This window comes from Bacillus cereus group sp. BfR-BA-01523 (genome assembly GCF_022662615.1).
Taxonomy (GTDB): domain Bacteria; phylum Bacillota; class Bacilli; order Bacillales; family Bacillaceae_G; genus Bacillus_A; species Bacillus_A mycoides.
In genome coordinates this window covers 539,777-554,983 of the sequence record NZ_JAKUDX010000002.1, presented here as the reverse complement: position 1 = coordinate 554,983, position 15,207 = coordinate 539,777, and the positions used below count along the sequence as shown (strand labels likewise).

Genomic DNA, 15,207 nt, shown 5'->3' with positions numbered 1-15,207 from the left:
TCAACTTGTACATGTTTCCCTTTATCACTCACACACATATCCTATTTTGACCAAGACTATATTGTAAATGAGGTGACAACATGCCCATTACGAATCGATTTTCTACCACCACTAACGGCGCACTCGCTATTACAGGAAACACACTAGGTTTAAGTAAAATTAGCAATCTAAACCGTGCTGGTACAATCGGTGCAATTGGTGCATTCGTAACTACGAATACCGCTTTACAAGTAACTACTTTTCCTGCAGGTACAACGTTAAACTATACACAAAATAGTTCTACCGCTATTTTGAATATCCCTGCTGGTAGTACTATTCTTTACGCAGAACTCGTTTGGGGTGGAAACTATTTATCTCGGGATCAAAACATTACGAGTGTATTAGGAAACCCCGTTTCTTTTACAACACCTGTGTCAACATACTCAATTACCCCTTCGGCTGTTACAGCTTCAAATCAAACATTCGTTTCTGGATCTGTCACATTTGGATTTTATACACGATCAGCGGATGTAACGTCACTCGTTCAAGCTGCTGGATCTGGATCTTATACAACAGGTTCTGTTCCTGGACTTGTAGATCCTTTAGACGCTTCTAATGGAGCCATTAATTCTGCAGGATGGACGCTTATTGTCGCTTATCAAAACGGTTCCTTACCCGCAAGAAATTTAACAATTTACGTAGCTGGTAACCGTGTTTCTGTAGAAACCGGTAGTGCAGATGTATCTGTCTCAGGGTTTTTAACACCTGCCGGGGGACCTGTAAGCGGGAGATTATTTTTAAGTTCTACTGAAGGGGATGCTGATTTAACTGGGGATCAAGCTTTATTTGGACCAAATTTCAGTTCATTAAATGCATTATCCGGGCCAAATAATGCTGTTAATAATTTCTTCGGTTCTCAAATTAATAATGCTGCTGGAAATTTAGATACAACTGGAACATTTGGCACGAGGAACCAGAGTGCCTCTACAGCTACAAATATCTCCGCCGGTCGGCAAGGTTGGGACATTACTTCTATTGATATTTCTCCTTATTTAACAAATTCCCAGGTCTCCGCCGCAATCCGTTTAACAACGAACGGTGACGCATATATGCTAAATACAGTTGGTTTACAAATTGATATTAATTCACCTAATATACAAGCAACTAAAAGCGTAAATAAAAGTGTTGCTACAATTGGCGATATTCTAACCTATACAGTTACTGTCCCTAACACCGGTCTTCTTCCTGCAAATAACGTTACTTTTACAGACATTCTCCCTAACGGCACTTCCTTTATACCTGGCAGCGTAACGATAGATAATGTACCACAAACAAACGCAAATCCTGCCGCTGGTATTTCTCTTGGAACAATTAATAACAACGCTTCTCGTACAGTGACCTTCCAAGCAACTGTCGTTTCTCTTCCAAATCAAAACCCTATCTCTAACACCGCTAACATTACGTTTCAATACACACCAATTGCTGGGGGAACAACTTTTAACGGTCTTGCAACGAGTAATGCTGCCGGCACACAAATTAACCTTGCAACTATTAATGGAACTAAATCAGTTAACAAACTTTTTGCCGATATTAGTGATACGTTAACTTATAGTATTTCCTTAGCTAATGCAGGAAATATCGCTGCTACAAATGTTATATATACGGATCCCATTCCAAACGGGACTACTTTTATTCCAGGTAGTGTAACTGTTAACGGCGTTATTCAAGCTGGAGCAAATCCTGCTAATGGTATATCCGTTGGGACTATTGCTGCAAATTCTACTACTACCATTTCATTTCAAGTATTCGTTCCTTCTATCCCCCAAACAAATCCAATATTAAATAGTGGTACAACAACATATCAATACATTCCTGTACCAAATCAGCCTGCAGTAAGTGGTACTACTATGACTAATACCGTCTCTACTCAAGTGAATAATGCTACGGTAACTATGGCAAAAACAGTGGATAAAAACTATGCGGATATTGGAGATATACTGACTTACACTGTTGCCTTTACAGGTACAGGTAATACGAATGCGAACAATGTTATTTTTACAGATGCCATTCCTACAGGAACAACTTTTGTCCTAAACAGTTTAACAATAGATGGCACGACACAGGTTGGTGCGAATCCCGCTAATGGTGTGAACATAGGCTCCATCCCAACTGGTACGACAAAAAACGTTTCATTTCAAGTAGTAGTAAACACAATACCTCCAGCAAATATCGTATCTAATGGATCAAGCGCTTCTTATCAGTATACTGTCAACCCTAGTCAATCACCCGTTACGAAAAACATCGCTTCTAACGTCGTTACCACTCAAATTAACAATGCGAATTTAACATTAACAAAATCGACAAATAAACAATTTGCTACAATTGGAGATACAATCAGTTATACAGTCCTTATTACAAACAGTGGAAATACTGCTGCAACGAACGTACAGCTAACAGATCCACTTCCAAATGGAACGATATTGACTCCAGGTACTGTAACGCTAAACGGCGTTTTGCAAAATGTAACTTCTCTTATTTCCTTACCTATCGGTACAATTCCTGGCGGAGCTACTTTCACCTTATCGTTCCAAGTAACAGTCATCAACATTACCTCCCAAAATCCTATCATTAATAATGCTTTCGCCTCTTATATTTACACTGTAAACCCAAGCCTGCCGCCAACTTCAAAAACAGCAAATTCTAATTCTGTTGCCTCAACAATTAGACTAGCAAATCTACATGCTATAAAATCTGTGGATAAAACATTTGCGGAAGTTGGAGATGTATTAACTTACACCTTTGCTCTTACAAACGATGGAAATGTTGCGGCGAACAATGTATTACTATCCGATTCAATTGCAAATGGTACTTCCTTCGTACCGAACAGTGTTATAGTTAACGGTGTTACTCAGCCGGGCGCAACACCAGCTAGCATCAATATTGGTAGCATCAATGCTAATACTACAATTACAGCTTCATTCCAGGTATTAATAACTAGTATTCCAAACCCAAATCCTATTTCGAATAGTGCCTCCATTTCCTATAACTTTATTGTTGATCCAAACGCTTCACCTGTAAGTAAGAACACTACTTCAACCACTACATTTACTCAAGTAAACGATGCAAATGTCATTTCAGCCAAAACAGTGGATCGAGCGTTCGCTACCGTAGGGGATATATTAACTTATACCGTTATTTTAACGAATGCAGGAAGTGTTTCTGCTGATAGTCCTACTTTCTTAGATACGAATCCAGACGGTACTACCTTTATCCCAAACACTTTCCTTATTAATGGTGTGCTCCAAAATAACGCAGATCCAAATATAGGTGTTCCGTTACCTTCCATTCCTGCAAACGGCTCACTTACCGTCTCTTATCAAGTAACTGTCACCTCTTTACCAGCCCAAAATCCAACAATAAATTCATCTAGTACACAGTATAGCTTTATTCTAAATCCTGGCGATCCACCAATTATAGAAACATCTTTAAGTAATACTGTAAGTACACAAATTAATTTAGCAAATGTAATTATTGTCAAACAAGTAGATTTAACTATTGCTGATGTTGGGCAACCAATCACATATACAATTTCCTTAGCTAACCTTGGCAATACTACAGCAAACAATGTTATTGTTACCGATATAATCCCTCCCGGCACCACTATCGTACCAAATAGTATTTTTATAGGTGGCGCTTTACAGCTAGGTGCAGACCCAAGTACCGGCCTTCAAGTCGGCTCCATTCCTGCTGGTGGTTTTACAACGATTGTTTTTCAAATAAGTGCAAATGGGCTACCTTCACCAAATCCAATTCAAAATAGCGCTTCACTTCAATATAACTTTATCGCTGATCCAAATTTACCTGTTGTTGTGAAAAACGCTACTAGCAATATAGTAACTACACAAATTAATACTGCTAATATTGTTGCTACAAAACTAACGAGCACAAATTTCGCTGATGTTGGTGATGTCATATTATATGCGACTATTTTAACAAATAACGGGAATATCCCTGCTTCTAATGTAACGTTTACAGATATCATTCCAGCGGGTACCCTGTTCATTCCTAATACTGTAACGATTAACAATGTCCCTATAGCAAATGCAAATCCTGCTAACGGTATTTTTATCGGTACGATAGGAGCGAATTCATCACGAACCGTTGCATTCCAGGTTCTTGTACCAACTATCCCTGCTGTAAATCCGATTACGAATCAATCAGGCACAACATTCCAATATACGTACGATCCATCCAAACCAGCTGTAATGCAGATGGTGGCTTCTAACACGGTACAGACAACTATTAATAACGCCTCAATTGCCGCTACAAAATCTGCCGATAAACAGTTTGCTAACGTAAATGATATTATTACGTACACGACTACTTTAACGAATAGTGGGAACACACTTGCATCAAATGTAATATTTACAGATGTAATTCCAAACGGGACATCGTTTATTCCTAATAGTGTAACAGTAAATGGGAATACACTCCCTAATGTAAATCCAGCAAATGGAATTGCAATTGATCCAATCAATCCGAATGCAAATACTACAATCTCATTTCAAATAAAAGTAAATTCCATCCCTAGTCCAAATCCAATCCCGAACCAAAGTAATACAACGTATCAATATATTGTAAATCCTAACTTACCTCCAGCATCCGCCAATACGGTAAGTAACGTAATAACAACTCAAATTAATAATGCTACGATCGTCGCTACTAAATCAGTGAATACACCGACAGCTGCAATTGGAGATATCGTTACCTATACGATTGCAGTTACAAACACTGGAAATATCCCTGCTAGTGCAAATGTTTTAACGGATGGGCTTGGCGCAGGAGCTTCATTTATCCAAAACTCCGTAACTATCGATAATGTTCCACAACCAGGATTAGATCCATCACTTGGTATTCACTTAGCAGATATTCCACCAGGTAATACTGTATTTATTTCTTTTCAAGCACAAATTTTAGCGATACCGCCTAGTGGCACATTAACAAATAACGCCCTTGTAAATTATGAATATACAGTGAATCCAAACCAATCACCTGCTGTTGGTAGTACAATTACAAACACAACAGTTACTCCAATCATTGATGCTACTCTATCTATAAATAAAACTGTCAATTCAACATTCGCTACTATTGGAGATACACTTACTTTCACTTCTACCATTACTAATTCCGGTAACACTACCGCAAACAATGTTATTTTTACAGATTTAATTCCAGATGGTACAACGTTTATTCCAAATAGTTTTACAGTAAATGGAACAACTATTCCTAATGCAAATCCACAAAATGGTATCAATATCGGTAACATAAATTCAAATGCATCAGTTATACTCAGCTTTCAAGTAAACATTACAACGATTCCAAATCCTAATCCAATCCCTAATAAATCATCGCTTCAATATAGTTTTATTATAGATATTAATGAACCACCTGTTTCACGAACAGTTAAATCCAATAAAACTTTTACACAAGTAAATACTGCTTCCGTTATCGCAACAAAAACTGCGAGTAGTGCATTTGCTGCTGTTGGAGATACAATTACGTATACAACAACCCTTACCAATAGCGGAAATACAACTGCAAACACACCTGTTTTTATAGATATATTACCACCTGAACTTTCATTCGTGCCTGATAGCGTACAAATTAATACCATCCCACAACTTGGATTTAGGCCAGATAACGGGGTTCCTTTAGACCCAATTCCAGTTGGAGGAACGACAATCATTAGTTTCCAAGCCATTGTCGGTTCAATACCAGCTTCAAACCCTACGATGAACCAATCTAGCACAACATACTCTATTATTATTGATCCTACCGAACCGCCTGTTACAGAAACGGCTACTAGTAACCCCGTCTTAGTTCAAATAAATGAAGCAATCATTCAAGCAACGAAAAGTGTGGATCGTATCTTTTCTGATGTAGCACCTGGAAATTCATTTTTAACGTATACTGTTTTATTAGAAAATATAGGGAACACGACTGCTACTAATATCATTTTTACAGATCCGATTCCAAATAATACAGTATTTATAGAAGATAGCGTTCGAGTAGGTGGGGTTTTATTACCTGGAGTAAATCCAGCGAATGGGATACCAATTGGAGATATTATTGCAGGAGATTTTATAAACGTCACCTTCCGCGTGCAAGTAGTTAGTATTCCAAATCCAATTTTCACAATTGGGCCTGGGGGACCAAACTCACCGGTTGTAAACGGTGCTTCTATTAATTATCAATTTATGACAGGACCTAATTTACCACTCGTTTCACGAAGTACAACATCCAATTCTGTTTCGACACAAATAAATTCCGGGGAAATTGTAGCGGTTAAATCCGCGGATAAAAATTTCGCAACGATCGGCGATACCATTTCTTATACAATTACATTAAATAACCCTGGAAATGTCACTTCACAAAATATAATTTTCACAGATATTTTACCTGACGGAACGACATTTATTTCCGGGACTCTTACAAGCGATTCTGGTACACAGCAAATTGGAAATCCAGCTAGCGGGATACAGATTGAAAATATAAATCCAGGTGGAACGGCCATTATTACTCTCAACGTACTTGTTACAAACATTCCAAGTATAAATCCAATTTCTAATTTTAGTTCTGTACAATTTGCACATGTGGTCGATCCTAGCCAACCTGCCGTATCACAAACGAATGTATCTAATGCGGTTTCGACAACTATTAATAGTGCAATTTTAACAACCCAAAAAAGTGCTGATAAATCTATAGTTTCAGTTGGAGATACGATTACGTATACCACTACTATTACAAATACAGGGAATACAGCAGCAACGAATATAACATTCACAAGCGCTATTCCAGCTAGCACTACATTCATACCAAATTCAGTTACAGTAAATGGAGTTCAGCAACCTGGTGCGCAACCAGCACTTGGAGTAAATTTACCAAATATCGCACCCGGCGCGACAGTAACTGTTACTTTCCAAGTAAATGTTATTTCTATTCCCCCTTCAAGCTCGATTATGGATAATGACACAATTTTATATTCTTATACTGTTGATCCAAGCGGAGCTCCTATTACAACTTCTATTTCAACGAATATCGTTACAAATCCTGTACTAGATGCCATGATAACGATGGTAAAATCAGTCGATCAAACGCTTGTAACACTAGGTGATGCCATTACCTATACGACCATTTTAAAGAATAGTGGTAATACAAATGCAACTAACATTACTTTCACTGACCTTATTCCAGATGGTATAACGTTTATTACTGATAGCGTTACAATAGATGGCATCACACAAATTGGTCTTAATCCTAATACAGGTATAACGATTGGATCAATTGCTCCTAACAGCTCAATATCTATTGCATTTCAAGTTACCGCTACTTCTACACCAGCCCAAAATCCTATTGCCAATTCCGCGACTGCTTCTTACACATTTATCGCTGATCCAAATGCACCAATTGTTTCAAGAAATGTTACTTCAAACACAACGTTTACTACAATTAATACAGCTACCATTCTTTCATCAAAGCAAGTTGATAAAGCATTTAGCCATATCGGAGACACACTCACTTATACTGTCACTTTAACAAACAATGGAAATTCCTCCGCACAAAATGTTATATTCACAGATACCGTGCCGAGCGGAACTACTTTTATTGCAAACACATTTTCTATCAATGGAATTCCTCAAAGTGGTGCGAATCCAACGAACGGTGTAAATATTGGGCCTATAACAGCTGGGTCTACAGTAAATGTTTCCTTCCAAGTAAACGTGACCTCATTACCAACTGAAAATCCAATTGTAAATTTCTCATCGACATCGTACCAATTAGTCTCACCGCCTGATGCAGAAACTTCAATTAGTAATCCTGTTTCAACACAAATTAGAGAAGCTATATTATCTATGACGAAAAATGAAAGTCTATCCTTTGCAGATGTCGGACAAACTGCTTTTTACACTACTTCTATTGCCAATGTAGGCAATACGGATGCAACTAATATTGTATTCACAGATGTATTACCAAGTGGACTCACATTTATTCCTAACACATTAACTGTCGATGGCATTTTACAACCTAATGCGGATCCAAATACAGGTGTATTACTTGCAGCACTTCCACCAAATGAAATATATAGTATCGTCTTTCAAGTTACAGTGAACAGCATTCCACCTATTAATCCAGCACCGAATACAGCATCAACGACATATGAGTTTACTGTTGATCCAGGTAATCCGCCGGTATCGAATACAGCTAGCTCCAACACTACACTTCTTCAAATAAACAACGCAAATATTATTAGTACAAAAACAGCAAATCTTACTTTTGCGGATGTTGGTAATACAATAACATTTACACTTAACCTTCCTAATACAGGGAATGTGGCTGCAACTGATGTAACTATTATCGATATTCTTGATAGCAATTTAAGTTTCATTCCAAACAGTTTCACAGTTAATGGGCAAACCATTCCAAACGCTGATTTATCTACTGGTGTAAATATAGGTTCAATTAATGGTGGTAATGCGGCAATCGTCACATTCCAAGCAACTGTTACTACACTTCCAACACTTAATCCAATTTCTAATTTTGCTTCTACCACATATCATTATGTCGTTGATCCTAGCCAGACACCTATTACAACTTCCAATCAATCGAATACAACGACAACTCAAATTAATAGCGCTATCCTTACTGCACAAAAAAATTCAAATGCGGAAACGGTAGATATCGGGCAAGATATCGTCTACTCCGTTACAATTACAAATAGCGGAAATGTTAGTGCAACGAATGTTATTTTTACCGACCTTATTCCAGCCGGAACTTCCTTTGAACCGAATAGTTTTACACTTAACGGAATTAGCATCCCAAATGCAAATATAATTACAGGTGTTCCAATTGGTGATATCGCGCCAAACCAATCTGTCATCGTAGCATTTCATATTAATGCCAATGAAATTCCGCCTATAAATCCAATTTCCAACCAAGCTAGCGTTAGCTTCCAACATATCGTTAATCCAGCAAATCCTCCAGCTTCAAAAAATATTACTTCTAACAGCGTTACAACAAAAATTGAAAGTGCTATTTTAAACACTATTAAAATAGGAGATAAAGCTTTTGCAACGATCGGTGATACGATTACGTATACAACTACTATTACGAACACAGGAAATATTCCTGCTAACAACGTTATTTTTTCAGATCCTTTACCAACATGGACACAATTTGTTGCTGGATCAGTTGTTGTTGATGGCACTCCATTACCATCCGCTTCTATTATTAGCGGTGTTGGCATAAATACGATAACTCCAAATCAAATCGTAACAATTATGTTCCAAGTTCAAATTGTAAGCAATCCAACAACGTTCACACCTGAACTCCAAAACTTAGGATTTGTTAACTTCCAATATAACGTAGGCAATTCATTACAAGCCCAGCCTGGCAATGTGGAAACGAACGTCTTCGTTACTTCTATTAATTCAGCGATACTTTCAGCTGTAAAAACTGCTAATACAGCTTTTGCAAATATCGGAGACACGATCACTTATACAGTTTTGATTCAAAATAGCGGCAATACAAACGCTACGAATCTAAATTTCTCAGATCTTATTCCAGCTGGAACGACCTTTGTTGAAAATAGCTTTTCTGTAAATGGAAGTATCATTCCAGGGGCAAATCCAAATACCGGAGTTAATATCGGAACCGTTAGTACGAACAGTTCCTTAACTGTTACTTTCCAAGTCATAGTTACATCTACTCCACCTTCAAACCCAATTACAAACGTTGCATCTATTCAATACGCATTCATTGTTGATCCGGCAGCTCCTCCTGTTACAAGCACAATAAATTCTAATAGCGCTTCAACACAAATTAATAACGCGACTGTTACAACTGTTTTAGAAGCAAATCGAGCAATCGTATCTATCGGAGATATAATTACGTATACAGCAACATTAACGAATACTGGAAACTTCCCTGCAAATTCTGTATTACTCATTAACGGTGTTCCTGAAGGAGCATTATTCGTTCCAAATAGTGTCACGCTTAACGGGATTTCACTTCCAGGTGCAAGTCCAACTCTCGGTATTCCAGTTGGTATTATCGCACCAGGTGATTCTGCTACTATTACGTTCCAATTTCTTGCAAGTTCTATTCCACCGCAAGGAGCGATTATAAATCAAGCAATTACAAGTTACACGTATATTGTCGACCCAAGTCAACCTCCAGTTACAGCAACATCCTCATCTAATACGGTTAATACAGCTTTCGTTGATGCATCGTTATCCGCAATTAAAAATACAGATTCTCTCGTACAAACTACTGACGGTACAATCACTTATACAGTAGTCGTTCAAAATAACGGCAATACAACTGCAAATACAGTTACTTTAACAGATTTGGTCCCAGAAGGAACTGCATTTATTCCGAATAGCGTGACCATTAATGGCGTTTCAGTTCCAGGTGCCGATCCAAACGTAGGAATACCATTAAACTCCGTTGCGCCGTCAGAAATTGTCACCGTCACATTCCAAGTTATCGTTCAATCCATTCCAAGCGTGAATCCAATTTCTAATATAGCCCGTATTGACTATACTTTTATCGCCGATCCAACCTCTCCTATCATCTCTCGAACAATTACGTCTAATCCAGCTTTCACACAAATTTCGGATGCGAATGTTCTTTCTTTAAAAGCTGTCAATGCACAACAAGCAACAACCGGTGACATTTTGACCTATACGATAACGCTAGAAAATACCGGAAATATTCCAGCTACTAATCTCATATTTTCAGATACACTTCCAGAAGGGACTACATTCGTAGAAAATAGTTTTACACTTAATGGAACAGCTATACTTGGTGCAAATCCAAATGTAGGGGTTGCTTTGCCTAACCTAGTAGCAAACGCTACTCACCTTATTTCGTTTCAAATTCTTATTAACGATTCATTCTCGCAACAATCGATTACAAATCAATCCAATACAACATATTCAATTCAACCAGATCCAAGCCAGCCGCCTATTACTGAAACATCTACAAGTAATATCGTCATTACAAATTTCGTGCAAGCACAATTGACAATTACAAAAACGTCCAATCCAATAACTGTAGATATTGGCGGAACTATACTTTATATTTCTGAAGTGAAAAATATCGGCAATGTTGACGCAATAAATATTATTTTTACAGATTCTATTCCAGCTGGGACTACATTCGTTTCCGATAGTGTCACAATTAACGGTGTCCTGCAGCCAGGTGTAAATCCAGAAAACGGAATACCACTTGGAACAATTCCAGCAAACAGTTCCAAAACGATACTATTTCAAGTGCAAACAAACAATCCACCTACTGAAACCGAAATTGTAAATCAATCTTCTGCAAATTACCAATATGTAAGTATTCCTACAGCTCCACCGGTGAATCGCTCTGCAAATTCTAACATTGTTACAACATCACTTCAAAATGCAAATATTATTTCTGTTAAAAGCGCGGATGTAACTTTCGTATCAATTGGGCAAATTATTACCTACACAAATACACTACAAAATATAGGAACCATTCCAGCTAACAATACCGTGTTTATTGATAACATTCCAGAAGGTACTATATTCATTGAAGATAGCTTATCAATAAATAATGTGATTCAGCCTGGCGCGAATCCTGAAAACGGAGTAACTCTCAGCACGATACAACCAAATGAAACAGTCACTATTTCATTCCAAGTACAACTTACAAATATACCGTCCGGCAATACAGTCATTAATATTTCAGACACTTCGTACGAATACCAAATTGACCCTAGCTCTCCGATTATTCAGCGTAGATCGTTATCAAATGCAGTAAACACGGAAGTGCGGACGGCAAATGTTAGTGCAATTAAATCCGCCAATAGATCCATTACACACATCGGTCAAATCATCACATATACAGTCGCCGTTACAAACGCTGGTACAGTACCTATTACAAATACTCTCCTAATTGACGCAATTGCTGCTGGCACCACATTCGTTCCAAATAGCATCCTTGTAGATGGCATACCAAGACCTAACGAAAATCCAATTACCGGTATCAATCTTGGTATTATCCTTCCAAATAATACGATTATTGTTACGTTCCAAGTAAATGTAGTCTCTATACCTGCACAAAATACTATTAATAATATCGCTGTTATACACTATGAATATCAACCGGAACCAAGCGCACCACCAATTTCAGAAACGACCTCTTCCAATACTACAAATATACAATTTATTGATGCTATTCTTATCGCTACAAAATCTGCTAATAAAGTATTAGCTAACATTGATGACACCATTGAATATACAGTATTCATTCAAAATAACGGATCTACTACAACTAACTCCATCTTTTTTACAGATACTATAGAAGATGGAACAGTATTTATTCCGGGAAGTGCAACAGTTAACAACACTGTACTTCCTGCAGCAGATCCGAATATCGGCTTTTTCATTCCTAATATTGCGTCAGGTCAATCGACAACAATAACGTTCCAAGTTTCCGTTACGAATTTACCAGCTTTAAATCCAACGCCTAATACTGCAAACATCGTCTACGACTTTATTTTCAATCCTGACTTTGCACCAATTCAAAAATCTACTACTTCCAATACTACTTTCGTCCAAATTAATGATGCCGATATCGTTTCACTGAAAACTGTTAATTCGACTTCTGTAACGATTGGCGACATTTTAACTTATACAACAACTTTAACGAATATAGGAAATACAGATGCTACTGCTGTTGTATTTACAGACAACATACCTGATGGAACAACCTTTATAGACGGTAGCGTTTTAGTAAATAATATTCCTCAGCTTAACGCCAATCCAAGTACTGGTATACTTGTAGGAACGATTGCACCTAACGTTTCTATCCCAGTCACGTTTTCCGTTACTGTGTTAGCTCTTCCAGCTAGCGGTCGTATTCAAAATCAATCCACTTCTCATTATACAATTAATGGTGAAGAACAAATATCGACTAGTAATATTACCTTCACTGAAGTTATTTCTGCTAATGTAATTGCAACAAAAACAACGCCTATCCAATATGCTGACCTACAAACTATCATCCCTTACACAATTTCCATCACAAACAATGGGAATATACAAGTAGAAAACATTATCGTTACTGATATCATCCCAGCAAATACGAGCTTTATAGAGAACAGTGTTATTGTGAATGGCACCGCTCGTCCAAATGACAATCCACTTAGCGGTATACAAATTGATAACATTCCGCCTAATACGACAGCAACTATTCTATTCCAAGTCCGGGTTACTTCCATTCCGCAAACAAATCCAATCTCTAACACGAGTACAATTGAATATGAATACACGGTACCAGATAGGCCACCTATTACCGAAACTATTATTTCATCAGCTGCCGTAACAGAAATTCATCACGCGAATTTAAATAGCAATAAAGCTGTTAACCTTGCATTTGCAACGGTCGGTGATACGTTAACGTATACGATTACACTAAATCAAACTGGTAATGTTTCAGCAGATGATGTAATCATTCAAGATATTATTCCTCAAGGTACTACGTTTATAGAAAATAGTGTCATTGTAAACGGAGAAACTGTTCCGGGAGTTAATCCAGTAAGCGGCATACCTATTGGTACTATAATTGTAGGTGGAGATGCCATCGCTTCCTTCCAAGTAACTGTGACTTCTATTCCAACACCAAATGAACTCAGCAACAAAGCAATTACTACTTTTAACTATATAGTCAACCCAAATAACTTACCTGTTACAAATACGACTACAACAAATACTGTCACAACAACTGTCCAAAATGATAATGTCGTTGCCATAAAATCTGTTAATGCCACGAATGCATTACCTAGTCAAACTTTAACGTATACAATTACAATTACTAATAGCGGTAATGTAACGATTGAAGACCTTCTTGCCATAGACACCGTACCAGTAGATACAACTTTCATTACTGGTAGTGTTACGATTAACGGAGTCAATCAGCCGAATGCGAATCCCGAAAATGGTATTACATTAGGAAACCTTGCCCCTAATGAATCTGCTATCATTACTTTCCAAGTAACAGTATCTTCTTCGACTCTTCAAACTGCTATCAATAACGACGCTTCTGTTTCCTATACTGTTACCATTGATCCGAATGAACCACCTATTACAATTACAAAGCAAACAAATACTGTTACAACAACACTAATCGAGCCAATGATTAACATTGAGAAAACAGCAGATAAATCTATTGTCGTTATAGGAGATATTATTACATTCACATTAGAGGTATTTAATCATTCCCCAATTCCTACAGTAAGTACTTCCGTTTTAGATATGATTCCAGCTGGTACAACATTTATAGAAAACAGTGTAACAATTAACGGTACTCCGGTTCCAAATATTCGACCAGACACTGGTATTAACATTGGTTCCTTATCGGCAGATGGAGTAGCAACTATAACATTTAAAGTTCTCGTAACTTCTATCCCTTCAAACAGTACAATTATCAATTCCGCAACAGTTACAGCTGCTTTCCAATTGACACCACAGGATCCAATTATTATTTTCATTGTCAATTCGAATATTGTTCGTATACCAGTTCAATTTATAACGGCAGCAGTGATAAAAAATGCTTCCGTCAGCTCTGCTTATTTAAACCAATATTTTGATTATACAGTGCGTATTACGAATACTTCCGAGATTTCATTTTCAAATATTTCATTACAAGACACCATTCCAGCAGGTTTACAATTTATGAACGGTACGGTCTTCATTAATGGGGAACGCTCTCCACTAGCGAATCCGAATATCGGTTTCCTAGTCGCTACTAATTTGGAACCGAACGAAACAATTATCGTGTTATTCACAGTACAAGTGATAAGTCCACCTATTAATAATGAATTTAAAAACACGGCAAACGTTTCTTTACAACTTCAAGTCTCTCCTACCGATCCACCAATCACAGTAACCATTACAAGTAACGAAAACATCGTCACCTTCATTCCAAAAAATCCAGATGAAACACTTCCAAATTTAAATTGTTTCTTTGACGGTGAACGTTTCATACGCATTACTCCTCGAAATATACGAAATTACTTTTGGACTTGGATTTGGTGGCGTTAATCAAAAAAGAAAAAGCTTGTAGTTCGGATAATATCCAAACTACAAGCTTTTTTCATTCTACAGACTACACGTCCCCTTTTAAAACGAATTCATC

General features: G+C 37.5%; 1 protein-coding gene. It reads left to right on the top strand.

Annotated elements, in window-relative coordinates:
* Positions 1-80 precede the first annotated feature (80 nt).
* Positions 81-15,113, top strand: a complete 15,033-nt coding sequence (locus MR066_RS07235; RefSeq protein ID WP_242246426.1) for a DUF11 domain-containing protein — start codon at positions 81-83, stop codon at positions 15,111-15,113.
* Positions 15,114-15,207 lie beyond the last annotated feature (94 nt).

Excerpts from the sequence above, each read along its gene's own strand:
- MR066_RS07235 (WP_242246426.1), top strand. The coding sequence starts at position 81 with ATGCCCATTACGAATCGATTTTCTACCACCACTAACGGCGCACTCGCT.